The following is a 25,207-nucleotide window of genomic DNA, read 5'->3' on the forward strand; positions in this document are numbered from 1 at the left end:
TCTTCCGAAATATGGAGTGATAAACTAAAAGTCTTATATAATAGGCACACGGAGTCACGGAGGGGACGGAGGTAAACGCAATATTACGGAGGTGCCGACGGCACAAAGAGCGACGGAGATGTAGCCTACAGATTCTTGAAAAATATTTTGGAATAAACGCTTTGTATATAAATTACTAATAGAATTGCCAAACAAGCTCCGTCGCTCTACGCACCGACGGTGCCTCCGTGACTTCCATTGCTTTTCCTTATAATCCTCCGTCCTCTCCTTTTCTCCGTGTGACATTTCGTCAGAAACCTAACCTTAAATGGCAAAACTTATCACTCCAAAATCCTGAAGACCCATATATCTATCTGTCTTCTACAAACAACGTATTCTCTTATTAGTTGAAGTTTGTAAACTATTTTCATACTCTTCAAAATTAATACATGCTTTTTTGGCTTCTAAAAGACGCCCTTTTAGCTTGCAAAAGACGCCCTTTAAGGCTCTTACTAACGCCCTTTTGAAGTCTAATTAAGCACCTTTTACTTTACAACTTTATAACTAATTGATTTCCTGTTAGTTGTAGATGTACTTCTTGTATGTGCTTTTGTCGTTGTTTACAGATGTTTTTCTTGAAATTATGTAATGAATTTTCAAGCCATTGCCTGTGGTTTTTCGAAGTCTTAAAATGAAAAGGTTTATAATAAAAGGAGATGATAATAGGGTAGATAGTTGACAGTCTTTGCCATGTTTTTGCTTAATGAGTAACTTCTGTTCTTTTGTTAAAGTAATACGAAAAGCGTCCAAACATTTGGACGGAAGAACCATTTATTCTTCTAAAAATAGCAATGTGGGTAAGGGAAAAACTTGCTTTAGGTGTATTAATAAGTAGATGCATCTTCCCTAAAAGGGAAACATTGCTCGTAAAGTTAGTAATATTTCGACTTACTACTAATATATGAAAAGAGTTTTTATGGCAATTATTGCCTTGGCAATGGCTGTGAATATGATGGCCGGTGACTTTGTGAAAGTAAAGAACGGACGCTTTGTTCGTGGTGGAAAACCCTACTATTACGTGGGAGCAAACTTCTGGTATGGACCTATACTTGGCTCTGAAGGACCAGGAGGAGACCGTGCGCGCCTTCGTCGAGAACTCGATGAGATGCAGCGTTTGGGTATTGATAACCTCCGTATTTTGGTTGGTGCAGATGGTTTGCCCGGTGTTGAGGATAAGATAGAGCCTGTCTTACAGTCTCGTCCGGGTGTATATAACGATTCTATTCTTGCAGGATTAGACTATCTTTTAACTGAGATGAGCAAGCGAAAGATGGTTGCTGTGCTTTATCTCACCAACTCTTGGGAATGGAGTGGGGGTTATGGTGCTTATTTGGAGTGGGCTGATGAGGGACCTGCTTTGATACCACGTAGAGACGGCTATGGCGCTTATACAAAGTTTGCCAGCAAGTTTGCGGCTAATCAGAAGGCACATTTAATGTTCTATGAGCATATTCGCTTCATCCTTGGTCGTACCAACCGATACTCTGGTATCAAGTATGTTGATGACCCTACAATCATGTCTTGGCAGATTTGTAATGAGCCTCGTGCCTTCTCAAAGGAAGCTTTACCAGAGTTTGAGAAGTGGCTTTCAGAGGCTACAGCACTCGTTCGCAGTCTTGATCAGAATCATCTGATAAGCCTTGGAAGTGAAGGTGTCTTTGGTTGTGAGCGTGATTATGGCTGCTTTGAGCGTATCTGTGCAGATAAGAACGTGGACTATTGCAATATTCACATTTGGCCATACAACTGGCAATGGGCAAGAAAGACACATCTAAAAGAGGACCTCAAGGCAAGTTTTAAGCAGACACAAGAATATATCGACAACCATCTTGCCATTTGCAAGCGTCTTAATAAGCCACTTGTTCTTGAAGAGTTTGGTTATCCTCGTGATGGTTTCTCATTCTCATTGAAGAGTACAACAAAGGCGCGCGATGCTTATTACAAGTACGTTATGGAAGCTGTTGCAGAGAACGCAGCGAACGGTGGACTCCTTGTTGGTTGTAACTTCTGGGGTTGGGGTGGTTATGGAAAACCTCGTCATGAGCGTTGGCAGGCTGGAGACGACTTCACCTGCGATCCTGCACATGAGCCACAAGGATTCTACAGTGTGTTTGCATCAGACAAATCAACACAAAAGATTATCCAGAAACAGACAAAGCGAATGTCTGAAATTAAGTAAAATGATAGGCTAAAGCTGTTGTTTGAGCTTTGTAAAGTATAGGTTTTATAAGTCTAAACCTATTTTCTACATAAGCCAAACAACAGCTTTATTGTTGATATAAACCGCGATGCAGAAACTGATGGATAATTTCTTGTTATCTATTAGTAGGAATAGAGCAGGAGTAAAGGTGAAAGTCTGTTGTGTAATCATGCAATATGGCAATATTCTTTCAATCATTTAGAGGAGAATGAAACAATGCCTTTCTATCAGTTTTCTTGGTAATCTACTGATTAAAGTGTAACTTTGCAGTACAAATGAGACCATAGATTGGTTTCGTTATTATAAAGTTTGATACATCAAAATAGCAATAAAAAATGGAAATGTTTAAGTTTAATCCTCTTTTGAAGTCTATCCTTTGGGGTGGAGAAAAGATAGTACCTTTCAAGCATTTGACTTCTGATCAGAAGCAAGTGGGCGAAAGCTGGGAAATTTCAGGTGTTAAGGACAACGAGAGTGTTGTCTCTAATGGCGAATATAAAGGCTGGACTCTGAACAAACTTGTTGAGACATTGAAGGATAAACTGGTGGGTAAGGAGAACTATGAACGCTTTGGTAATGAGTTCCCTCTGCTTGTTAAGTTCATTGATGCACGCGAGCAGCTTTCTATTCAGGTTCATCCAACGGACGAGCAGGCACAAGCACAGGGTTTAGGTCGTGGTAAGACAGAGATGTGGTATGTGATGGAAAGTGATGCTGATGCCTCTCTCCGTAGCGGCTTGAAGCAGCAGATTACACCAGAACAATACAAGGAAATGGTTGAAAATGATACCATTACTGAGGCTTTGTCAGAATATCCTGTTAAGGAGGGTGACGTCTTCTTCTTGCCAGCAGGACGTATCCACTCTATCGGTGCAGGCTGTTTCTTGGCAGAGATACAGGAGACAAGCGATGTAACCTACCGTATCTATGACTTCAAGCGTCAGGATGCAGCGGGCAATTATCGTCAGTTGCATACCAAGGAAGCTGCTGAGTGCATCGATTATACCGTCTATCAAGACTATCGCACACAGTATGAGGCACGTCAGAATGAGCCTGTAGAACTCGTTAGCTGTCCTTATTTCACCACTTCTGTCTATGACCTTACAGAGCCAATGACACTCGATTATAGTGATTTGGACTCTTTTGTAATCTTCGTTGGACTCAAGGGTGAGGGTGAGATTACTGATGCTGAGGGCAATACTATCTCATTCCGTGCAGGTGAGAGTGTACTCCTTCCAGCTACAGCAACTACTGTTAAGGTTTCCGGAACAGTTAAGTTCTTAGAGTCTTACGTATAAATAAGCATTTTAAAGACTGCTTTAGCTGGGTTGTCATGGTGTTGATAAACAGCTAATAGTGGTAGATTATATAAGAAATAGCTCTCCTTTTCGTGTGAAAAGGAGAGCTATTTTTATTTTATAGAATTGCTCTTTGTTAGGTATTAACGTCTTACTATCTCCATTATAACGACCTGAATGCTCCTCATTTCCTATCTTCAGTCAGTGTGTTAAGGTTGCGCACATATGGTGCTAAGGCTTAGCACATATGGTGCTCATGGTAAACACTATTGGTGCGGGTGGTAGATAGCATTAAAAAGAAGCCCCCTTTCCATGTGAAAAGGGGGCTCGTTATAGTTCTATAGCTATTGTCTTTCTTTATTCTTTATCTTCTTTCTTTTCCTCAGCAATAGCCGGTATGTTTTCTACCTGAGCCCCATCACCCTCTTTGGTGACATATCTTTGCCAGTAAGCAATGATAAGGGTTGTGAGTGGTAAGGCTATGATTAGTCCGATAAAGCCCAAGAGTGCACCCCAAACAGAGAGAGAAAGGAGTAGAATAGCAGGGTTGAGGCCCATTGCTTTACCCATAATCTTTGGTGTTATCACCATATCCGAAAGCAACTGTACAACCGCAAAGACAATCAGTGCAGAGGCAAAGATAATCCAGAAATTCTGTCCTGTGTCAGCAGCTTTGAGCAATGCAAGGAAAGCTGTTGGGATAAGTGCAAAGGTGTGAAGATAAGGGACGAGGTTAAGAATACCAATAAGGATTCCCATACCGATAGCCATTGGGAAATCAATAATGGTAAAGCCAATGCAGAAGAGTATACCCATACAGAGTGAAACCACTCCCTGTCCACGTATGTAATTATTCAATTCTCGCTCAGCATCCTGTGCCAATCCTGCCCAGAAAGGACGTACGTTCTTTGGGAATATCCTAATCCAATTGTTTGTCAATACCTCGTAATCAAGTAGGATAAAGAAGGTATAGAGTAGGGTGATACATGATGCAATGATAGAAATCACGATACTTGCCGTCTGACCTATTACAGAGAATAACTTCGGCATAGCGGTCTTAATCGTGTTTGTGAAGTCAGGACTCTTTAAGAATCTTTCGATTTCAGTCTGATTCTCCCTAATCCATTTCTGTATCATTGTCGCTATGTCATTGGTATGTGTCGTCTCATGTAGATAGCGATTGACAATCGTCATAAACTTATCAACCTGATTGATCATTGGTGGAACGATGAACATGAAGATGGCAGTAAAGAGTGCTGCAACCAATATAAAGGTGATGATTATGCTCAAAGCTCTGCCTGGAATGTGGAGTTTATATTGTACAAACTTCACGATAGGATAGAGGAGGTAGGCTATTAGCCATGCTATAAAGAATGGTAAAAGAACCTCAGATAGTGCATTGATGATAAATCCAACAGCTAAAACGGCAAGTGCTATCAATGCCCAGCGTATGAACTTATCAAAAGTAATTGTTTGTCTCATATGTCTTTTTAAACGTTTTTGTTTGCTTCTTCCTGTGTTGCCTTCTTGTAGCAGTCACGGCATAGAGGCTCATATTCCTGCTGCTCTCCGAGCATGACACGACGGTCGTCAGCAATGAGACGGTGACTAACGTATGCCAACGCGCCACACTTCACACAGATTGCGTGTACCTTTGTTACCTCGTCTGCAATGGCACAAAGAGCTGGGATTGGACCGAAAGGAATACCCTTAAAGTCCATGTCGAGGCCCGCAACAATGACGCGTACACCATTGTTTGCCAATTTGTTGCAGATGTCAGTGAGTCCTTCATCCAAGAACTGTGCCTCGTCAATGCCCACAACGTCAATGTCTGAGGCAAGAAGAAGAATGTTACCAGATGAGTCAATTGGTGTGGAATGAATCACGTTCTTGTCATGACTGACAACATCCTCATCTGAATAGCGTGTGTCAATAGAAGGTTTGAAAATCTCAACCCTCTGTTTTGCGAACTTTGCACGTTTCATACGACGGATGAGTTCTTCGGTTTTACCAGAGAACATACTTCCACAAATCACTTCAATGCGTCCTTGACGACGTCTTTCACCGTTATGGTTGTCTATCTTTGTCATAATCATTGCAAAGATATATAATTTAAAAAGAATAGATAAACGTTAAGCGTTAAAAGTTATTGAGGAAGTGTGTTCTTTGTCTTCTTAGCGGAAAATAAAAGAGAACTGAAAGTTAATTTGTAGAATGAAGTTGTATTTTTTCGAAGATAGTAGTATTTATTCTTTAAAATTATAACATCATTGTTACTTTGTCTTTTTCCTTGCAAACGGACATGATTGTTATGTAAAAAAAGCTAATTTATTTTGTCCTTCTGTTCATTTACTTTACATTTGCAACCAACAATGGGAACATTATATCTCGTACCGACACCAGTTGGAAACATGGAGGATATGACACTCCGTGCTATCAGAATCCTGAAGGAGGCTGATTTAGTTTTGTGTGAGGATACTCGTACATCGGGTATCTTGTTGAAACATTTTGAGATTAAGAATCGTCTTATGTCTCATCATAAATTCAATGAACATGCAAGTTCTGCTGGTATAGTCAATAGATTAAAAGCTGGTGAGACGGTTGCACTGATCTCAGATGCGGGAACTCCGGGTATTAGTGACCCAGGATTCTTCCTTGCTCGTGAGGCTGCAGCCAATGGAATAACTGTTCAGACGCTTCCAGGAGCAACCGCTTTCGTACCTGCATTGGTCTCAAGTGGCTTGCCATGTGACCGCTTCTGCTTCGAAGGATTCCTCCCTCAGAAGAAGGGACGTAAGACTCATTTAGAGAGTTTGGCTGATGAAACGCGTACAATGATATTCTATGAGTCACCTTATAGAGTTGTGAAAACCTTAGAACAGTTTGCTGAGGTGTTTGGAGCTGAGCGACAAGTAAGTTGTTGTCGTGAGATTTCAAAACTGCATGAAGAGAGCGTTCGAGGTACGTTGGATGAAGTAATAGTCCACTTCAAAGAGACAGAACCACGTGGTGAGTTTGTCATTGTAGTGGCAGGAAAAGAAAAAGTAAAGTCTTCTGATAGGAAGAAACAAACGGATAAAAAAGTATAATGTATGAATAAACTATTAGTTTTCGCAGTATGTGGAGTACTTGCACTGGCATCCTGCAACCAAGACAAGAAGTCGGCTTTGAACCCATCCGAAATACAGAGTGATTCATTGCGCAATATTATCGACGCACGTGATCACGAGATTAACGATATGATGGGAACGCTGAATGATATTCAGCAGGGTTTTGCTGCTATCAACGAAGCAGAGAATCGTGTGACAATAGCTAAGAATGGTGAGGCTGCTAACAAGACAGAACAGATGAAGGAGAATATCCAATTCATCGCTCAGCGTATGCAGGAAAACCGTGAACTCATTAAGAAGTTGCAGCAGCAGTTACGCGAGACAGGCTTTAAGGGGGATGCAATGAAGGAAACTCTTAGCCGTCTGACAAGTCAATTGAGCGCAAAGGAGACTGAGTTGAAGCAGTTGCGTGCTGAGTTGGAGTCAAAGAATATCCATATCAAGGAGCTTGATGAGACTATCACTGGTCTGAATACAGATGTTACTAATCTCAAGACTGATAAGGAGAACCTTACAGCAGAGAAGGAAAACCTCACCAAGGAGAAAGAGAATCTCCAGACAGAGAGCAACCAAAAGACCGAGACTATCAATACACAGGACAAGCAGTTGAACACTGGTTGGTATGTATTCGGTACTAAGAGCGAGTTGAAGGCACAGCGCATCCTCGACGGTGGTAAGGTTCTTCAGGGTTCTTTCAACAAGGGTTACTTCACAAAGATTGATATCCGTGTTAACAAGGAAATCAAACTTTACAGCAAGAGTGCTCATCTGTTGACTGCTCACCCAAGCAGCAGCTACACACTGACAACTGATACAAACGGACAGTATGTTCTCCGTATCACTGACCCACAGACCTTCTGGAGCACAAGCAAATACTTGGTTATCCAGGTTAGATAATCATAAAATACAAAATAAGAAAGAGGAGATGTGTTATAACAGCACATCTCCTTTTTTATTTCTCCAAACTTACTCCAGTCTCACAATTGGATATATTCAGAAGAGGGTAACTATTTCTTCAAAAAGGTTGACGGTTTCTTCAAAAAAGGTAGACCTTTTTGCCCAAAAAGGTCTACCTTTTTTGTAATCGTGTTATCTGTTATGTCAACTTCAACAAAATCCAAAGAAACCACTATTGAAGTGGTGTTTCGTCTTTTAGATTTACTAATTTCGTGGTAAACAATAGGCTGAGTGTGACGAAGGCCGCACCTATTGCCAGTCCAATATACTGAACGTTGTGAAGCAAGGTAAGGATGAATTCTGATTCAGTCCCATTGATATATCTATCAAAGATAGTAGGCAATGTGAAGCTTGCAAGCGTCACTATACAGCCCAAAACAACACCGACAACAAGCAGTTTAAGCGACATTAGTTTGTTCTTTCGGCTCTCCGCACGTTGATATGCCTTGACTTCTTCGATGAGTTCCATCTGTCGTTGCAGTCTTTGCATAAAGGCATTGTCATCCAATAGTTGTGGATGATAGTCCGAGAGTAAGTCTTTCAAGAATTTATCTTCGTTCATCTTTCCAAAATATGTTTAAGTTCTTGCCGTCCACGTGAGAGTTGTTTCTTAATTGCATCCTCACTGTTTTCGGTTATCTCTGCAATCTCTTTTATCTGATAACCCTGCATATAATAGAGCAGGATACTTGTGCGCATTGTCTCCGAGAGCGTTGCCAACGCAGTGTGTAGTTCTTGATAGCGGAAGGCATCATCACTCTTACTGTTCCCTTGGAGCGTGATAGCCTTCTCAAGGGGTAGTTCCTGTTGGTGTTTTTGTTTGCGACGTGAGTCGATGAAGACACGATAAGCAATTTTCATTAGCCAAGCCGAGAACTGTCCACGTTCGTCATATTGACTGCTACGAAGGTAGGCTTTGATGAGTGCCTCTTGAGCAATATCGTCAGCTTCAGCACTGTTGCCGCAGCATAGGGCCGTCAGGAACCGGCGTAATGCTGCCTGTTCCCGACCGACCTGTTCGACGAATTGTTCTCTTGTCATAATAACCTAATCGTTGTCTTTCAAATTATTCAAAGTCTTTTTGGCACTGTTGTAGGCGGCTAACAGCCCGCAGCCTACTGCCAATGGGACAATGCCAAATATAGAGACTATAGGGAAAAATTTTTCAATAAAAACTTGCAAGATGCTCAGAGTTATCATAACTGAAATGGTTATGATACCACCTATAAAGCAAATTGTTCCCCAAAGAACTTCATAATGCATTTTTGTCATCAGTTGCTCTTTGTATGATTTCTTTGGAGGATTCAGTTTGCTGAGGAACTCTTGCACATTAACTTCAGGATTCTTCTCGATAATAGCCGTAACAATCTCGCTTCTTTTGTCTGTTTCGTGTTGTTTGTTACGGTAAGAGAGCCAAGCCATTATGATAGGAAGAACTACTACAATTGCTATTGGAACGAGACTTTTAATGATTGATTCTAATATTACATAATTCATAATCATTTGTTTTTAATATGTTATACATTTGGTTTTCTTTCTGAACCGATTCACTTGTATAACGTTGTTGATTTGTAAAAGGTGACATCAAAGGCATAAATTTATTTGTTTTATGGTATTAATTGTATTCTTGATAACGGCTCTTTTTTATGCTTACAACAGCTTTTGAGCGAATTATTTACATGAAAATAAATATTTTTATTCATGATAAAAAAGAATTATTTTCACGACAATAAATATTTATTTTCATGTAAATAATTCGTTAGCGTGTAGCTATAAGAAGTTAAAAGGGCATTTATCAGCAGTTTATCTCTTACCTCTAATATTCGTAAAGAGCACTGGTAAAACCCTTTCTCTTTCCTTTCTATATCTTTATTAGTATCAGGAACAGAGGTAATGTCTTAACTCCTTTCACTCTCTTTCACTCCTTAACTCCTCAATCCCTACCTTCTTTCTTGAAAGAATCGCTGCATCAAGGCTCGACATTCCTCTTCCATTACACCGTAAGTAACATTAGCTTTTGGGTGGAAAGCCTTGGGTGCATATTCATGATAGCCTCGTTTTTCATCGGGACAACCGTAGACAATGCGCCGAAGTTGCGCCCAACCGATGGCACCAGCACACATGATGCAAGGCTCAACAGTTACATATAGCGTGCAATCCTGCAGGTATTTACCTCCCAACTCATTGGCTGCCATGGTTATTGCTTGCATTTCTGCATGTGCAGTAACGTCATTGAGCGTCTCTGTCAGGTTATGGGCACGAGCGATGATACGGTCGCGGCACACCACAACAGCACCAACAGGGATTTCACCTTCTTTATAAGCAGCTTCGGCTTCAGCCAATGCACGCTGCATATAGTATAGGTCTTTCTTGCTTTGTTCTTCTGTACTCATACTGCAAAAATACGGGTTTTATTTTGATTTTACGAAAGATTATTCTAACTTTGTGCGTGAATATTAATGTACACAATTCTTGACGGGAGTGATAAAGTTTAAGGATTTTAGAAGAAGTAGGCAATACCTTTGTTTCATCCGTAAATCGATTTGATACGTATAAAGAATTATCTTATCTCCTTCTAATAGTCTGAACTTCTAAAACTTCTGCAAGTTGAGGAAAGAAAGACGCATGGCATACCATAACGAATTAGGTAAATGGGGAGAGGATGTGGCGGTAAGCTATCTCCAACAGTTGGGTTATGTCATTCTTCATCGTGATTGGGATTACCATCATCGAGACTTAGATATTGTTGCTATAGATAATGGTACACTGGTTATCGTTGAGGTAAAGACCCGAAAGAATGAGCAGTTTGCTGATGCCGATGAGGCTGTCACCGTGCAGAAAGTGCGTTCGCTCTCGATTGCTGCCAATGCATACGTCAAGCGATATAACATCAATTTGGATATCCGCTTTGATATAATTACTGTCGTAGGGCAGCCAACAGGAACCAATGAAGTGCGCCACGTGAAGGATGCCTTTCTTCCATTCATATAAAGAATAGATTGTAAATGAAGATAATAGATGCCGTATTAGGCTTTTTCAAGCCAACAGTAGTAGAAAAAGAAAGAGAGGTGAAAGTCGTAAGATTAGATGCTGTCGATAGTACAAACGCCTATCTGCGTACTTACACACCTGCTGAAGATGAGCCAATGACAGTCGTTGTTGCCGATTATCAGACAGCAGGAAAAGGGCAGGGGACGAACACTTGGGAGAGTGAAGCGGGTAAGAACCTGTTGTTCTCGGTACTTGTACACCCGACGGTGCTGCCTGTTCGTAGTCAGTTCCTACTCTCTGAAGCTGGTGCTTTGGCTCTGAAAGAAGGTTTGGCAGACTATGTGAAAGAGGATATCCGCCTGAAATGGCCAAATGACATCTATTGGAAAGATAAGAAACTGAGCGGAACACTGATTGAAACAAAACTCGTTGCGGGGCGTATAAAAGACTGTGTCTTTGGTGTGGGACTGAATGTAAATCAGGCAATGTTCCATAGTGATGCTCCTAATCCCGTTTCTCTCTGCCAGATATTAGGGCATGAGGTTGACAAAGAAGAACTATTGAAAAAGATTATCAAGAAGTTCTCAGAACTCTATCGGCTGTTAGAGATGGGCGGATATAATGATATCAGTGCAATGTATCACGAAGCTTTGTATCGACGTGGAGGCTTTCATAAGTTCCGTGATGCTGATGGTGAGTTTGAAGGCGCTATCGTTGAAGTAGAAGACGATGGGCATCTCATCCTCCGTGACAGCAAGGGTATGATTCGTGAATATCAATTTAAAGAAGTAGAATTTATTATATAATAAGGTGTTTGGGAAAGTAAAGAAGTTCCTTCAACTCCTTCAACTCCAAAAATAATGGCAAGATTTAAAAGAATTCTCTTGAAACTTTCGGGTGAGAGTTTGATGGGAAAACAGGGCTTCGGTATCGACCCTGAGCGTCTTAGCGATTATGCTAAGCAGATTAAGGAAGTACATGAAATGGGTGTACAGATTGGTATCGTAATCGGTGGCGGTAACATCTTCCGTGGTTTGAGTGGTAGCCAGAAAGGCTTTGATCGTGTGAAAGGCGACCAGATGGGTATGTGTGCAACCGTTATCAACTCTCTTGCTCTTAGCTCTGCACTTGAAGCAATCGGTGTGAAAGCTAAGGTTTTGACCGCTATTCGTATGGAACCAATCGGCGAGTTCTATAGCAAGTGGAAGGCTATCGAGGCTATGGAGGCAGGTTATGTTTGTATCTTCTCAGCTGGTACTGGTAGTCCTTACTTTACTACTGATACTGGTTCAAGCTTGCGAGGTATTGAGATCGAGGCAGACGTAATGCTTAAGGGTACACGTGTAGATGGTATCTATACAGCCGATCCAGAGAAAGACCCAACGGCAACAAAGTTCTCTGAAATCACATATGATGAGATTTACACAAAGGGTCTTAAGGTAATGGACCTTACGGCAACGACCATGTGTAAAGAAAACGACCTACCTATTTATGTCTTCAATATGGACGTTGTCGGTAATCTGAAGAAGGTTATGGAGGGTGAAGATATAGGTACGTTGGTGCATAATTAATGCTGATTATTCTTAAATGAATAGCTGTTGCAGCAGGTAGGTGACTACCTGTCTGCAACAATATACGTAAAATAAAAATCGACGAGAGAACTCATCTTAATCCTGAAAACCTTTTGAACATAGATTGATAAAAAGTTATTGGATATAAATATTAAATATATACATTATGTAATGTTATAAAAATAATTTTCTTATCTTTGCAGTTCAAATTCTAATAGTATAAAACGATGAAAAGAAGAAATACACTATTTATCCTCTTTACGCTGTTGTTTAGCCTCACAGCTATGGCACAGCAGAACCCTGTTCATTTTTCTGTACAACAGAAGCAGGTTTCACCAACAGAGGTAGAGGTTGTCTTCACAGCGAAGATTGACCAGGGATGGCATGTATATTCAACGAATCTTCCAGCTGATGGTCCTACATCTGCATCTTTACATGTAGACAAAGCAGAGGGCGTAACACCAGTAGGTAAGCTCACAACACGTGGTAAAGAGTTGAATGTCTATGATAAGACTTTCGAGATGAAACTACGTTATTTCGAGAATAGCGTTGGTTTCGTTCAGCGTTACAAGATAACAGCTAAGACCTATAGTATAAAGGGTTACTTGGAATATGGTGCTTGTAACGATGAGATGTGTTTGCCACCAACACAGGTAGAATTTAACTTTAAAGGCAATGGACCTGCTTCAGCGCCCGCAGCAACACCAACAGCTGCTAACGCAGAAACGGAAAAAACAACGACAGCTGCTACTGATGTAGCAGCTGATGGTTTATCTGCACTTACCACAATGACTGCAGATACTGCAAAAAAGTCTGATGTATTGCCAGGCGATACTGCAGGGGCTTTAAAGCAGGAGAATGCACAAGTAAATGCAGATGTTAACTTGTGGCAACCTGTTATCAAAGAGTTGTCAGCCTTCAATAGCACCAAGGACAGCACTAATAGCTCTCTTTGGAGTATTTTCTTTATGGGTATTTTAGGTGGTTTCATCGCTTTGCTTACCCCTTGTGTATGGCCTATCATTCCAATGACGGTAAGCTTCTTCCTCAAAAGAGCGAAGGATGACCGCAAGAAGGGCATACGTGATGCAGTGACATACGGCTTGTCAATCATTGTTATTTACATGGGTTTGGCAACGCTTGTTACTTGGGCTTTCGGTCCACAGAAGTTGAATGAGTTGGCAACAAATGCACCGTTCAATGTGTTCTTCTTCCTTTTGTTAGCAGTCTTTGCTTTCAGTTTCTTTGGATGGTTTGAACTTCGATTGCCTTCTTCATGGGGTAATGCGGTTGACAATAAGGCTTCTGCAACAACAGGTTTGCTTTCTATCTTCCTTATGGCATTCACCTTGTCATTGGTAAGTTTCTCTTGTACTGCTCCTGTCGTAGGTCTTCTCCTTGTTCAGGCAGCAACAAGTGGTGACTGGGTAGCTCCTGCAGTGGGTATGTTTGGTTTTGCTTTGGCTCTTGCCTTGCCATTTACCTTCTTTGCTCTCTTCCCAACTTTGCTTAAGAAAGCACCAAAGTCTGGTTCATGGATGAACATGATTAAGGTTGTATTGGGTTTCATCGAGTTGGCATTCTCACTGAAGTTCTTGTCAGTTGCCGACCTCGCATACGGCTGGCATATTCTTGATCGTGAGACATTCCTTTCTATTTGGATTGTTCTCTTCGGTCTTTTGGGTCTTTACCTTATTGGTAAGCTCAAGTTCCCACATGATGATCCAGAACAGAAGGCAATGCCTGTACCAGCTATTATGCTCGGTCTTTGTTCATTGGCATTCTCTGTTTATATGCTTCCAGGACTCTGGGGTGCTCCTTGTAAGGCTGTTAGTGCGTTTGCACCACCTATTAACACACAGGATTTCAACCTTGCTCCACAGACGGTACATGCTGCTTATACAGATTATGATGAGGGTATGCGTGCAGCTGCTGCAGCTGGTAAGCCTGTCTTGGTTGACTTCACAGGCTTCGGATGTGTGAACTGTCGTAAGATGGAGGCATCTGTATGGACTGATTCACGTGTAGCAGATAAGTTGAATAAGGACTATGTTCTCATCTCACTTTACGTAGACGATAAGACTCCATTGAAGCAGCCTGTAGAGGTGAAACTCCCAGACGGAACTTCACGTACACTGCGTACCATCGGTGATAAGTGGAGCTATTTGCAGCAGACTAAGTTCGGTTATCTTGCTCAGCCATTCTATGTACCATTGGACAATGCGGGTAAACCATTGAATGGTAGCTTTAGCTTTAAGGAGGATGTACCTGCTTATCTTGAATTCCTTGACAAGGGATTGGAGAATTATCGTGCACAGCATCAGTAAGATTTTTACGTGATAACATAGCTTTTTGCTGTCTATAGATCGTAGAAAGGCGACAGTTATAAATTCTAAAAAGGGGTTGTATCAAAGAAACCGATAGTGGTTTTATTTTGATACAACCTCTTATTTTTATTTTAATTATAAGGACTTCGGGTTTAAAATAGTGGTTTGTGTAATCTTGTAAGTGAACGCTGAATAAGTTAACCATCAATGTCTCTATGATTCGTAACAATCATAATGAACTCTTTATGTCATCTTTTCCCGATATATTGATGGTCAGCACACTTTGTGTTGGTGGTTAGCACTATAGGTGCGGAGCCTTAGCACCAATGGTGTGGAGCATAAGATAGGCTTCAAAAGACGGTAGATATGCGAGCAACTTGAAGTAAGTAGTTTGTAATTTTAGCCTCCAAAAGCACAAGACTTTTGATGTTACGGAATGTAAACGCTGATAGAATAGTAAGCTTTTGTCTATGATAAACGGGCGTTTGTAAGTATAAGGACGTTTTAAAAAATTATTGAAAGGCAATCAGAACATAAAAGTAAAAAAGTATAAGGGATTCTTATACGAATTAGACATATCGTTTATCTTTTACTATCATTTCGTAAAGAAAATGCCATTAAAATGTATATTTGGCTATCAAAAATTAATAATAATGAAAGGAATTCTTTATTTTTAATAATAAAATAGCTTGGTTTTTTATTTTTTTTCGTACTTTTGCAGAATAATATATAATAGGTATTGTCCACCTGTGAAGGGACTATCTCGATAGTATTAATAGAAATGAAGATTTCTTTTCTTCTCTCTGAACAATTATTAACATAAGAGTTTTCGAGTAAAAAAAAGATTGTAATTTCAAGTAACAAAATTCATAATTTTAGAGAACGATGCAGAAGATTAAATTCCTCCAACGCATAATATGTGTTCTTCTTTTGAACCTTTTATGTTTTGGTCCATTAAGTCTCCCCATGTCAGCGCAGGACCTGAATGGCGCAAAAGTAACTCTTTCTATGCATGATGCAACGGTAGAGGATTTCGCCAATGAGGTCGCAAAGCAGACAGGATTAAATGTAAAGTTTGCGGATGAAGGCGTGAAGGCACTCAAGGGTGTTACTCTTGACGTGCGTGATCAGTCAGTATCAAGTTTGTTACTGAACTTGGCAAACCAGTTCCCACTTTCATACACGGTTGAGGGTAATACCCTAACGCTTGCAAAGAAGGAAACTGTACAGCGTAAGGGCGGCGTTCGTGGTCAGGTTACTGATAGTAGCGGTGAGCCAATCATCGGTGCAGTTATCCGTGTGGATGGCGTAAATGGTGGCTATGTGACCGATATCAATGGTGAATATGAGATTAAGACCGACCTTAAAGAGGTACACATGAATGTGTCATATATCGGTTATAAGACTGTTACTAAGACTGTAAAGAATGGTGCTACAGCCAATATTACTTTACGTGAAGACTCAAAGGAAATGCAGGAAGTCGTTGTAACGGGTTATCAGACTAAGAATAAGAATTCGTTTACAGGTTCTCAGGTGGCTGTAAGTCGTGACCAATTGATGAATGTGGGTACGAAGAATGTGTTGCAGAGTATTGCAAGTTTCGTTCCTGGTATGGTCATTGCAGATGATAATCTCAAAGGTTCTGACCCTAATAAGGTGGCAGAACTCAATATCCGTGGTCGTGCAACCTTCGAAGGACAAGCCAATACACCAGTCTACGTGGTAGATGGTGCGCAGGTTTCTGCTGAGTATGTTGCCGATATGGATATGAATGATATCGAGACAGTTACCGTATTGAAGGATGCTTCTGCATCTGCTCTTTATGGTGCGAAAGCTTCTGCAGGTGTTATTGTTATTACAACAAAGACCTTGAAGGGTGGTAAGTTGAAATTGAACTATAGTGGAACAGTACGTTTGTCAACACCTGATTTGTCCGACTATAATTTGTTGAATGCACGTCAGAAGTTGGAGTATGAGCGTCTTGCTGGTTTGTTTACAGATACAAGTCCTTCAACTCAATATACGCTTGACAAGGATTATGCACGTATATATAATGATATTCAGAGAGGTGTTGAGACTGACTGGCTGTCTAAGCCACTGCGTAATGCTATCTCACAGTCACACAGTTTGAGTGTAGATGGTGGTGATGACCGTGCAAAGTATAATCTCGGTATTCGTTATGGTAATGATGCTGGTGTTATGAAGGGTTCTGATCGTACTCGTCTTTCAACCAACTTCCGTCTCTCTTACAATATTGCAGGTAAGTTCTTTGTATCAAACAGTTCGACACTTTCATCTGTGACAAGTAACGTGTCACCTTATGGTGATTTCTCAGACTGGGTTAAGATGAATCCTTATGAGAATCCATATAACTCTGATGGACAGTTGCGCTCTTCACTCTATCATGACTTGGCGAACCCATTGTATGATGCTTCGTTGGGTAGTTATAGTAAGACAAATAACTTTGACTTCCTCAATACGACCAATATTCAGTTGTGGTTCGGTGAGAAGATTCGTTTGGATGGAGATTTTACAATCGACCGTAGCAAGCAGGATAGACGCACTTTTACATCTCCTTTTGCCTATAGCGAGATTCGTAATAAGTCTGCTGATCAGCGTGGTTCATTGTCTGATAACTGGGTAAATACCACAACATTGCAAGGAAAAGCAATGTTATCATATAATAACTACTTCTTTAAAAAGCTCTTCCTTACTGCAATGGGAGGTGGAAGTATTGAGTCTACGTCATCAGATGCCGCTACTTATACTTCAATAGGATTCTATTCAGATAAGCTCGGACATCCATCTTTCGCTACAGCATACGCTGCAACGCGTCCAAGTGGCTCTGATACACAGACAAGAGGTGTAGGTTTCTTCGTTAATGCCAATACAATTTGGGATAACAAGTACTTCCTTGACCTTATCTATCGTTATGAGGGTTCATCTCGTTTCGGTAAGAATCAGCGCTTTGCTCCATTCTGGAGTGTCGGTGGTGGATGGAATATTCACAACGAGAAGTTTATGAAGGGCTCACCAGTTTCGCTCTTGAAACTTCGTGCCAGTGTTGGTTACTTGGGTAATATCAACTTTAACCCATATCAGGCATTGACTACCTATAGTTATAATAGCTCTTACTTCTATGGTAAGGGAACTGGTGCTACACCAATTACTATCGGTAACCCAGACTTGAAATGGGAGCGTACATTGAGCACCAACATCGGTGTTGACTTCACTGCTTTCCGTGGTCGTGTCGACCTTTCAGCTGATTATTATATCAAGAACACAGACAACCTGCTTTTGGATATTACTAAGGCTCCATCAGTGGGTGTGATAACTTCACGTGAAAACATTGGTGAGGTGCAGAACTCAGGTTTTGAACTTCGTCTGCGTACCTTCCCAATTCAGAATAAAGATTGGCAGTGGTCACTCGGTCTTACCTACGCTTATAACAAGAATAAGATTAAGAAGATCAGTAATTCTCTGCGTGAACAGAATGAGAAGAACAAGAATAGCGATGGTGTTGCGCCGCTTCCTATCTATGAAGAGGGTCAGTCTTTGACAGCCTTGAAGGTTGTTCCTTCTGCAGGTATCGACCCAGTAACAGGTCAGGAAATCTTTATTAAGCGTGATGGTGCATATACTTTCGTTTATGACTCAAATGATAAGGTAATCTTCGGAGATACCAATCCTTTAGGTACGGGTTCTATCACTTCATACCTTACTTATAAACGATTTGCATTGAGTTGTTCGTTCTTGTACTCTTTCGGAGGTTCTCTCTATAATGAGACTTTGGCAACAAAGGTAGAGGGAGCTAACCCTAAGTACAATGCTGATGAGCGTGTATTGAATGACAGATGGAAGACTCCTGGAACTGTTGCAAAGTATAAGCGTATCGACGATACAACTACTCCATATCAGACATCACGCTTCGTAGAGAAGAACAATTTCTTGCGTATGAGCAGTTTGTCACTCTCTTATGAGGTTCCAACAAACTTTATTCAGAAGTATGGATTGAAGCGTATGTTCTTGGAGCTTCTTACTAATGACCTCTTCTACCTATCAACAGCGAAGAGAGAGCGTGGTTTGAACTATCCATATGACAGAAGCTTTGAATTCTCATTACGATTCTCACTCTAAAACTAAATTAGGATAAAATGAAGAAGATAACGAAATATATAGGACTATCCATGGTGTTTGCTTTGCTTACATCATGTAGCGACTTCTTGGATGTGCAGTCAAAAGGACAGCTTACAGATGACGAGATGTTCACTGACCTTACTGGTTATGAGGATGCTATGTTTGGTATCTACGGTAAGTTAGCTTCATCCAATCTCTATGGTAGTAACCTTTCATGGGGTATGGTGGATGAGTTAGGTCAGCAGTTCGGTTATGACAACACACAAGATGTTAGTTATTATCTGAACCGCTACCAATATACTAACCAGCAAGCACGCAACGTCGTGGATGCTGTTTGGAGCAATATGTATAACAATATCTCTAATGTCAACAATGTGTTGAGACACATTAATGATATTAGTGCAGGTGCACAAGAGCGCAAGATGATTCATGGTGAGGCGTTGGGTCTGCGTGGCTTTATGCACTTCGACCTCGCTCGCCTCTACTGTACAGACTATACGCGCAGTGATGCAAACACACTTGGTCTGCCTTATGCAACAGAGTTCAATTTGAAGAACCGCACACGTTACACTTTGCAGGCTACGTTCAACCTTATTCTTAAGGACTTGAATCAGGCTGACTCATTGTTGACAGACGACAATGATGTTACTTACGATAATACTTTCGTACGTGATTATAGTAAGGGACGTGTGATACTTTTCAATAAATATGCAGTAAAGGCTACCAAAGCTCGTGTATACTACGCTATGGGTAAGTACACAGAAGCAGCAAAGTATGCTCGTGAAGTCATCAATGCTACACAGAACTTTAAGCTGAATACAAGTACTTCACTTGACTCTGTGATGCGTTTCCCTGCAAGTAAGGAGATGATTTTCGGTGTTTATGCAGCCGATCGTTCAACAGCAATCCGTACAGCTTTCCTGCGCTCTACAGGTTACGGCTCTTTCGTTGAGGGTCGTCGTGATACACGTAGTCTCTATGAGACCGACCTCTTTACAGCACTTAGCTCTGACCTCCGTTTCACCTCTTTCTTTAGAGAGAACACGTCAGGCTCAACTTCTTCTTTCAGCTTTATCCGTCTAATCCAGAATGATGCCGAGGCTACAAGAGGTGTGTTGAAAGGCTTTGTGTTGATTAGTCTGCCAGAGATGTATTATATTTTGAGCGAAAGTCTTTATGATACAAATCAGACAGAGGCAATCAGTCTGCTCAATCAGGTAAGAAAGAGTAGGGGATTAGGTGATGTTGACGCGGCTAAGGTAGCTACACGTACACTCTTCGAGCAGGAGATGATGCGTGAGCGTATGCGTGAGTTCCCTGGTATGGGACAGACCTTCTATGCGTTGAAGCACTATAACCGTAGTTTCACTGACTTCAGAAATATCGACACGTATCAGCCTTCAGATGCCATTTTCAATCTCCCTTGGCCAGATAGAGAGAATGAGTACGGTGATCAGGCAGTACATAACGAATAGTTCATATCAAAGAGTTAGCATGGTTTAGCACTGCTAAACGATACGAGTAAGACTACTTGTAAAAACGTTTAGCATAGCTAAATCACTGACTTGAGTGTATAAAAGAAGAGATATAAACATAAAAACAAATATTGTAATCCGATAATACTTAAGTAGTATAAGCTCTTTGATGGGCTAACTAATATGCAGCACCATTGGTGTTAGCCCTCCGCACCATCCGTGCTGAGCCTTCGCACCACATGTGCGGGAACTTAAGACATTGGCAAAACATGGAAAAGCGAAGTCGTCACAGTCCTATATAATAAGGGGAAAAAAGGCTAAGCTACATGGAAATTGCTTATCGGACAACACTAAAAAACAAATGATTATGTATAAATCAATCACAAACTTCTTCGCTATCGGTGTCATCGCATTGTCGTTGGTAGCGTGTTCAAACGATGAGTACAAAGGTGAATACTCAAAGGATGGTACTTTCGAAGGAGCAAACCAGGTTTATTTCGACCTCAATAATGCTTCTGACACATTATATAACTATTCGTTCGGAACACAGCCTACGAGCGTGACAACAGACACGGTTACTGTAAAAGTCAAGCTTGCTGGAGTGAGAAAGTCACAGGCTCAACATTATAAAGTAGTTGTTGACCCAAGTAGTTCTGCCAAAGCAGGAGTACACTTTGAGGCAATCAATAGTGATCAAGTAATTCCAGCCGATAGTCTTGCATCAAGTTTTCGTGTAGTTCTTTTGCGTCAGAATCTTAGTGATACTAAGAATGAAAATATTCGTCTTGTTCTGCGTTTGGAAGCATCTGACGACCTTGGTGTCCGTTTCCCTAATGCACTAAAGAGAACGATTACTTTTGACAATGTACTTGAAAAGCCATACTGGTGGGACAATCCTACGCTGCAAGCAATGGGTCTTCCTGCTTATACACCAGCTAAGTATCGTTATCTTCTGTCTTTGTATAACTCAGATGCAAGTGAGATTGAGAAGGCAATACGTAATACAAGAAGTTGGACACAGCTTTATAGAAATATTCAGAAGTTGAAGGCTTACTTTGCAGCCAACCCTGAATAAGCACGTTCATAGGTATAACGATTAAAATAATTGACGAATTATGGTAAAGAAATATTTATTTATCTTAGCTGCAACAGCTCTTGCCTTCACTTCTTGTATCAAGGATGATTCAACAGAAGGGGGTGATGGTGTGTCTGTAATCAGTCTGCAGACACCTCTGAATAGCAGTTATACACTTAATCAGGGTGATACTTTGAAAATCAACCCAGCGGTGTTGCAAAGCAATGGAAAGCAGAAACTGACCTACGAATGGGAGATAAATCATAAGTTGGTTTCAAGTGATTCTGCACTTGTTTATCCTATTCAGAATTCAGGAAGCTATACTGGACGTCTTCGTTTGAGCAATGGTCAGAATATTCAGATCTATGAATTCAATGTGAATGTTGAGTATGCTTATACAAAGGGTGTTTATCTCTTGGCAGAAAACAATAGTAAGTCAATCCTTTCATATGTACCTACAGAGGATGTAAACAAGAGTTTCCACCTTGATGTGTTGGCTCCTAACAACCCTAACATTAACTTTGGTACCCCTTGCTCAATGGCATGGAACAAGACCATCGGTGGTCAGGCAAACAATGTTCTGATTATTGCAGCAGGTAATCCATCAACACTTTACCAGCTTGATGGTTATGAAATGTTGTCACTTTTCCAGACTCCAGTCGGCGAGAAGGTGATACAGGTAGAGGCTAACTCTGACCCAGGTGCGCCAAAGGTAATGGCTGTTACTAAGAATAACTTGTATTCATTGGGTCTGAACACAACCAACTTGATTTCACAGACTTCACGTTTCACAAGTGCTGTAGGTGGTTCTGTTTCATTCGCAGACCGCATGACTCCATGGTGGAGAGACGACCTTTTCTATGCACATGGTGATGCTTACTTTGACAATGCACATGGCTCTCTGTTAGCAATGGCTATTGAGAATACATCTGTTCCTGCTGAAATCTTGAAGGGAACCTTTACTGGTGATACGTTGGTAGGTATGGGTAGTGTTAACAAGCAGCGTAACCTTGCTCTGATAACCAATCAGACAAGTACGGGAACATTCTACTTTACATACATCTTCCCAGGCTACTACTCTTCTTCTGCAGATAAGAGAATTGCAGCTAACGTGCTATATCGTGTTGCAATGCCTTCTACCTCTGGTATCGCTAATGGCTCTGTAGTACGCTCTGCTCGCAGCAAGAATATTGTTTATTACACTAATGGCAATGCAGTCTATGCACATAACGTACTTGCTAATAGCAACTTCCCGACTGCTGCACTGTTCACTGTAGGTAGCAGTTCTGAGAAGATTGTAGACATGGTGTTCTCAGATGATGATAATCTCATCTATGTTGCAACCAATGATACATCGGCATCTATGCCAGGTAGTCTATACTGTTATGACACGCAGACAAATGCTCTGCGTTGGTCAAAGCAGCACATTACGGGACGTATTGTGAAGGCATTATTCAGAAATAAATAACATACAAATGATAAGAATGAATTTCTCATTTAAGAACTCTTTACTTGGAGGGGCATTATTGCTCCTCCTTGTATTGCAAAGTACTGTTGCAAAAGCTGATGATGACAAGTCTAAGTCTAAACCAAAGAAGGAGACAAAGTATGACCGTCTCTTCAAAGATAAAAAGACTGAGACGGCACGTAGTAAGTTTATTACTGTCCATAAGCTTGATAACAAGATTTACTTTGAGTTGCCACGTACTTTGTTGAAGAAGCAGATGATGCTTGGTGGAGTAGTAAACTCGACAACTGATGCATCTACAGTTACTGTTGGTTCAACAAGTTCTAATCCTGTTTTGTTCTATTTTGACATACAGGATAGCTCTGTAGTGATGAAGACTCCTAACAATGTTCTTTTCAAGGAGAATGCTAACTCAGCAGACCTTGATAGTGCATTGTCTCTGAATTATCGTGATGGTATTTGGCAGGGCTTTAACATTATGGCTTATAACAACGACAGCTCTGCAGTTGTCTTTGACGTAACTTCTTTGTTAGGTAAACCAACTAACCTCATATCGGTTATGCCAACAAAGAATGGTAACTATAGTATCAAGGCTACTCCAAAGCCTGAACTCTCGTTCATTCGTGGTATAAAGAGCTTTGATACGAATGTTATCGTTAATAATGACTTCACTTATGGTGTGTCTACTTCTCTGATGTCTATGCCTATCGGAGGTGAACGTCCTACAACTGTTGGTGTTAGTTATAGTGTAGCACTTGTGCCAGAGTCTGCAATGCGTCCACGTATTATGGACTCACGTATCGGTGTTAACTACTCAGTTCGTTTGGGAATTCCAAAGGAAGGTGAAGGTACAAAGCGTATCTTCTACTCTCATCGTTGGAATCTTGTACCAAAGGATAAGAAGGCTTATGCTAAGGGTAAGCTGAGTCAGCCTGCTAATCCAATCCGTTTCTATTTGGATGATACCTTCCCAGAAGCATGGAAACAGCCAATTCGTGAGGGTGTTCTTGAGTGGAATAAGGCTTTTGAAAAGATAGGCTTTAAGAATGCTATTGAGGTTGTTGACTTTCCACAGAAGCAGGGCGATTTCGACCCAGACAACATTCAGTATTCTTGTATTCGCTACATACCAAGTGGTTCTTCATCTGCTCCAAAGAGTGATATCTATGTCAATCCTAATACAGGTGAGATTATGGCAGCCTCTATGTTTATCTATTCTGATGTCGAGAAGTTGTTACATAAGTGGCGTTTAATTGAAACAGGTGCTGTTGATCCATCAGTACGTAGCAACCGTTTGTCTGCTGCAAAGTTTGCTGAAGGCTTGAAGATGTTGGTTACGAAGGAAACTGGTAGTATGTTAGGACTCTTGGATAACCTTGGTGCTTCAGCTACTTATTCTACTGATTCATTGCGTAATGCACGTTTCACGACTACCATGGGGCTTACTCCTTCGGTTATGGATGACGTTCATTACAATTATGTTGCACAGCCAACAGATAATGGTGTACGTCTTGCTCCAACAGGACTTGGCATGTACGACTACTTTACAATTGATTGGAACTATCGTTACTTCGATACCGATAATGTTTCTATCAATGATGAGAAGAATACACTTGAGGCGTTTGTTGACAAGAAGGTGACAAACCCACGTCTTCGTTATTATGCTGAGCGCAATGCTAAGTGGGACCCACGTCTTGCTGCAGGAGCCCTTGGTAACGATATGATTGCAAGTGCAAACCTTGCAAATAAGAACTATACAATCGTTGAAAACAACCTCTCTAAGTGGATTAAGAACGATGAGGATACTCGTATCAAAGATCAGTTATACCTGCAGATATCACAAAATCGTTACGCTTTGTTCAAGCAGGTGTTGAGTAATGTTGGTGGAATGTACCTCAACAATATGAAGATTTCAGCAGGAGTACCACAGTATCAGGTTGTTTCTAAGGATCTTCAGCGTCGTTCACTCTTGTGGTGTTTGCAGGAGGCAATGAGTTTCAAGAAGTATGCTAACCGTAACTACGAGCGTAAGGGCTACTTGTCAGTAAGCTATTATGACCAGAGTTTAGAGTTCATGGGCTACGATTTGATGGCAGCACGTATGCGTGTGGCTATTACTTCTTACTTGAATCCAAACAGTTACACACAGAAAGAGTACTTTGATGATATCTATAACACCCTCTTTAAGAGTGTTGCTGACATGCGCGCACCATCTCAGGGCGAGCGTGTTTTGCAGCGTGCATTCATGAGTCAGGCACAGAGTGTTGTCTCTAAGGCTACTGGAAACGGTGGTTCTGGTGGTGGTTCTGGTTCCAGCATGGCTTTGAAGGGTGATGATCTTGGTGCTACTCCAGGCTTTGGTGACCCATCTCAGAATCTTGCTCCAACTGTTGATATCACACTCGCAGACAACTCAGAGCTTTACTTCTACAACTGTCTTTTGAAGTTGAGAACAGCTTTGGAGAAATGTTTGAAGGCAAACTTGCCACTTGAAGCGCGTACACACTATGAGATGATGCTCTTCAAAATCAATAAGACAATGGAGGTGAAGAAATGAGA

Annotated in this window: 19 protein-coding genes; 13 read left to right on the forward strand and 6 right to left on the reverse strand. The window is 41.0% G+C overall.

Annotation, left to right across the window (positions count from 1 at the left end):
- The first annotated feature begins 955 nt into the window (after positions 1-955).
- On the forward strand, positions 956-2,218 hold the full coding sequence (locus HMPREF1505_RS07075) for a cellulase family glycosylhydrolase (protein WP_081722939.1): 1,263 nt from the start codon (positions 956-958) through the stop codon (positions 2,216-2,218).
- Between the two features lie 356 nt (positions 2,219-2,574).
- Positions 2,575-3,537: a type I phosphomannose isomerase catalytic subunit gene (locus HMPREF1505_RS07080; RefSeq protein WP_036924026.1), complete on the forward strand. Its 963-nt coding sequence runs from the start codon at positions 2,575-2,577 to the stop codon at positions 3,535-3,537.
- Positions 3,538-3,894: 357 nt separating this feature from the next.
- On the opposite strand, the gene HMPREF1505_RS07085 is transcribed toward HMPREF1505_RS07080, so the two are convergent.
- Both HMPREF1505_RS07085 and HMPREF1505_RS07090 read right to left on the reverse strand, forming a co-directional pair.
- A complete protein-coding gene (locus HMPREF1505_RS07085) occupies positions 3,895-5,019 on the reverse strand; it encodes an AI-2E family transporter (protein WP_036924030.1) in 1,125 nt (374 codons plus the stop codon).
- An 8-nt stretch (positions 5,020-5,027) separates the two neighbouring features.
- Complete coding sequence (locus HMPREF1505_RS07090) at positions 5,028-5,627, reverse strand: thymidine kinase (RefSeq protein WP_036924130.1); 600 nt, start codon at positions 5,625-5,627, stop codon at positions 5,028-5,030.
- A gap of 282 nt (positions 5,628-5,909) precedes the next feature.
- Between HMPREF1505_RS07090 and rsmI the strand changes: the two genes are divergently transcribed.
- Both rsmI and HMPREF1505_RS07100 read left to right on the forward strand, forming a co-directional pair.
- Positions 5,910-6,626: a 16S rRNA (cytidine(1402)-2'-O)-methyltransferase gene (gene rsmI, locus HMPREF1505_RS07095; RefSeq protein WP_036924031.1), complete on the forward strand. Its 717-nt coding sequence runs from the start codon at positions 5,910-5,912 to the stop codon at positions 6,624-6,626.
- A gap of 3 nt (positions 6,627-6,629) precedes the next feature.
- Positions 6,630-7,544 carry a hypothetical protein gene (locus tag HMPREF1505_RS07100; protein ID WP_036924032.1) on the forward strand — a complete coding sequence of 305 codons (915 nt, stop codon included), beginning with the start codon at positions 6,630-6,632 and terminating at the stop codon, positions 7,542-7,544.
- A 232-nt stretch (positions 7,545-7,776) separates the two neighbouring features.
- Here the strand turns inward: HMPREF1505_RS07100 and HMPREF1505_RS07105 are convergent, their stop codons facing one another.
- The 4 genes from HMPREF1505_RS07105 to HMPREF1505_RS07120 form a co-directional block, all read right to left on the reverse strand.
- Positions 7,777-8,166 carry a hypothetical protein gene (locus HMPREF1505_RS07105; protein WP_036924034.1) on the reverse strand — a complete coding sequence of 130 codons (390 nt, stop codon included), beginning with the start codon at positions 8,164-8,166 and terminating at the stop codon, positions 7,777-7,779.
- Entirely contained in the window at positions 8,163-8,645 is a 483-nt protein-coding gene (locus tag HMPREF1505_RS07110) for an RNA polymerase sigma factor (protein ID WP_036924035.1), read from the reverse strand. Before HMPREF1505_RS07110 ends, HMPREF1505_RS07105 begins: the two co-directional genes overlap by 4 nt.
- 6 nt (positions 8,646-8,651) lie before the next feature.
- Complete coding sequence (locus HMPREF1505_RS07115; RefSeq protein ID WP_036924132.1) at positions 8,652-9,101, reverse strand: hypothetical protein; 450 nt, start codon at positions 9,099-9,101, stop codon at positions 8,652-8,654.
- A gap of 443 nt (positions 9,102-9,544) precedes the next feature.
- Positions 9,545-9,997 (reverse strand): nucleoside deaminase, encoded by a 453-nt coding sequence (locus HMPREF1505_RS07120; protein ID WP_036924037.1) that lies wholly within the window; start codon positions 9,995-9,997, stop codon positions 9,545-9,547.
- Positions 9,998-10,229: 232 nt separating this feature from the next.
- Between HMPREF1505_RS07120 and HMPREF1505_RS07125 the strand changes: the two genes are divergently transcribed.
- The 9 genes from HMPREF1505_RS07125 (at position 10,230) to HMPREF1505_RS07165 (ending at position 25,205) form a co-directional block, all read left to right on the forward strand.
- Positions 10,230-10,595: a YraN family protein gene (locus HMPREF1505_RS07125; RefSeq protein WP_004360454.1), complete on the forward strand. Its 366-nt coding sequence runs from the start codon at positions 10,230-10,232 to the stop codon at positions 10,593-10,595.
- 14 nt (positions 10,596-10,609) lie between these two features.
- Complete coding sequence (locus HMPREF1505_RS07130) at positions 10,610-11,401, forward strand: biotin--[acetyl-CoA-carboxylase] ligase (protein ID WP_036924039.1); 792 nt, start codon at positions 10,610-10,612, stop codon at positions 11,399-11,401.
- A 54-nt stretch (positions 11,402-11,455) separates the two neighbouring features.
- Positions 11,456-12,166 (forward strand): UMP kinase, encoded by a 711-nt coding sequence (gene pyrH / locus HMPREF1505_RS07135; protein ID WP_036924040.1) that lies wholly within the window; start codon positions 11,456-11,458, stop codon positions 12,164-12,166.
- Positions 12,167-12,393: 227 nt separating this feature from the next.
- Positions 12,394-14,493, forward strand: coding sequence for a protein-disulfide reductase DsbD (locus HMPREF1505_RS07140; RefSeq protein ID WP_036924042.1), 2,100 nt, complete (start codon positions 12,394-12,396; stop codon positions 14,491-14,493).
- 885 nt (positions 14,494-15,378) lie between these two features.
- Positions 15,379-18,630 carry a SusC/RagA family TonB-linked outer membrane protein gene (locus tag HMPREF1505_RS07145; protein WP_036924044.1) on the forward strand — a complete coding sequence of 1,084 codons (3,252 nt, stop codon included), beginning with the start codon at positions 15,379-15,381 and terminating at the stop codon, positions 18,628-18,630.
- Between the two features lie 17 nt (positions 18,631-18,647).
- Positions 18,648-20,105, forward strand: coding sequence for a RagB/SusD family nutrient uptake outer membrane protein (locus tag HMPREF1505_RS07150; RefSeq protein WP_036924052.1), 1,458 nt, complete (start codon positions 18,648-18,650; stop codon positions 20,103-20,105).
- A gap of 367 nt (positions 20,106-20,472) precedes the next feature.
- Entirely contained in the window at positions 20,473-21,180 is a 708-nt protein-coding gene (locus HMPREF1505_RS07155; RefSeq protein WP_036924054.1) for a DUF4843 domain-containing protein, read from the forward strand.
- Between the two features lie 40 nt (positions 21,181-21,220).
- Complete coding sequence (locus HMPREF1505_RS07160) at positions 21,221-22,648, forward strand: PKD-like domain-containing protein (protein WP_036924056.1); 1,428 nt, start codon at positions 21,221-21,223, stop codon at positions 22,646-22,648.
- Positions 22,649-22,655: 7 nt separating this feature from the next.
- Entirely contained in the window at positions 22,656-25,205 is a 2,550-nt protein-coding gene (locus tag HMPREF1505_RS07165) for a zinc-dependent metalloprotease (protein WP_036924057.1), read from the forward strand.
- Positions 25,206-25,207 lie beyond the last annotated feature (2 nt).

Origin of the sequence: Prevotella sp. ICM33 (assembly GCF_000517825.1) — a bacterium.
In the GTDB taxonomy this organism is placed as follows: Bacteria; Bacteroidota; Bacteroidia; order Bacteroidales; family Bacteroidaceae; genus Prevotella; species Prevotella melaninogenica.

Excerpts from the sequence above, each read along its gene's own strand:
- HMPREF1505_RS07085 (WP_036924030.1), bottom strand. The coding sequence starts at position 5,019 with ATGAGACAAACAATTACTTTTGATAAGTTCATACGCTGGGCATTGATA.
- HMPREF1505_RS07165 (WP_036924057.1), top strand. The coding sequence starts at position 22,656 with ATGATAAGAATGAATTTCTCATTTAAGAACTCTTTACTTGGAGGGGCA.
- HMPREF1505_RS07130 (WP_036924039.1), top strand. The coding sequence starts at position 10,610 with ATGAAGATAATAGATGCCGTATTAGGCTTTTTCAAGCCAACAGTAGTA.
- HMPREF1505_RS07075 (WP_081722939.1), top strand. The coding sequence starts at position 956 with ATGGCAATTATTGCCTTGGCAATGGCTGTGAATATGATGGCCGGTGAC.
- HMPREF1505_RS07155 (WP_036924054.1), top strand. The coding sequence starts at position 20,473 with ATGTATAAATCAATCACAAACTTCTTCGCTATCGGTGTCATCGCATTG.
- HMPREF1505_RS07115 (WP_036924132.1), bottom strand. The coding sequence starts at position 9,101 with ATGAATTATGTAATATTAGAATCAATCATTAAAAGTCTCGTTCCAATA.
- HMPREF1505_RS07110 (WP_036924035.1), bottom strand. The coding sequence starts at position 8,645 with ATGACAAGAGAACAATTCGTCGAACAGGTCGGTCGGGAACAGGCAGCA.
- HMPREF1505_RS07105 (WP_036924034.1), bottom strand. The coding sequence starts at position 8,166 with ATGAACGAAGATAAATTCTTGAAAGACTTACTCTCGGACTATCATCCA.
- HMPREF1505_RS07120 (WP_036924037.1), bottom strand. The coding sequence starts at position 9,997 with ATGAGTACAGAAGAACAAAGCAAGAAAGACCTATACTATATGCAGCGT.
- pyrH (WP_036924040.1), top strand. The coding sequence starts at position 11,456 with ATGGCAAGATTTAAAAGAATTCTCTTGAAACTTTCGGGTGAGAGTTTG.
- HMPREF1505_RS07080 (WP_036924026.1), top strand. The coding sequence starts at position 2,575 with ATGGAAATGTTTAAGTTTAATCCTCTTTTGAAGTCTATCCTTTGGGGT.
- HMPREF1505_RS07150 (WP_036924052.1), top strand. The coding sequence starts at position 18,648 with ATGAAGAAGATAACGAAATATATAGGACTATCCATGGTGTTTGCTTTG.
- rsmI (WP_036924031.1), top strand. The coding sequence starts at position 5,910 with ATGGGAACATTATATCTCGTACCGACACCAGTTGGAAACATGGAGGAT.
- HMPREF1505_RS07145 (WP_036924044.1), top strand. The coding sequence starts at position 15,379 with ATGCAGAAGATTAAATTCCTCCAACGCATAATATGTGTTCTTCTTTTG.
- HMPREF1505_RS07125 (WP_004360454.1), top strand. The coding sequence starts at position 10,230 with ATGGCATACCATAACGAATTAGGTAAATGGGGAGAGGATGTGGCGGTA.
- HMPREF1505_RS07090 (WP_036924130.1), bottom strand. The coding sequence starts at position 5,627 with ATGACAAAGATAGACAACCATAACGGTGAAAGACGTCGTCAAGGACGC.
- HMPREF1505_RS07100 (WP_036924032.1), top strand. The coding sequence starts at position 6,630 with ATGAATAAACTATTAGTTTTCGCAGTATGTGGAGTACTTGCACTGGCA.
- HMPREF1505_RS07140 (WP_036924042.1), top strand. The coding sequence starts at position 12,394 with ATGAAAAGAAGAAATACACTATTTATCCTCTTTACGCTGTTGTTTAGC.
- HMPREF1505_RS07160 (WP_036924056.1), top strand. The coding sequence starts at position 21,221 with ATGGTAAAGAAATATTTATTTATCTTAGCTGCAACAGCTCTTGCCTTC.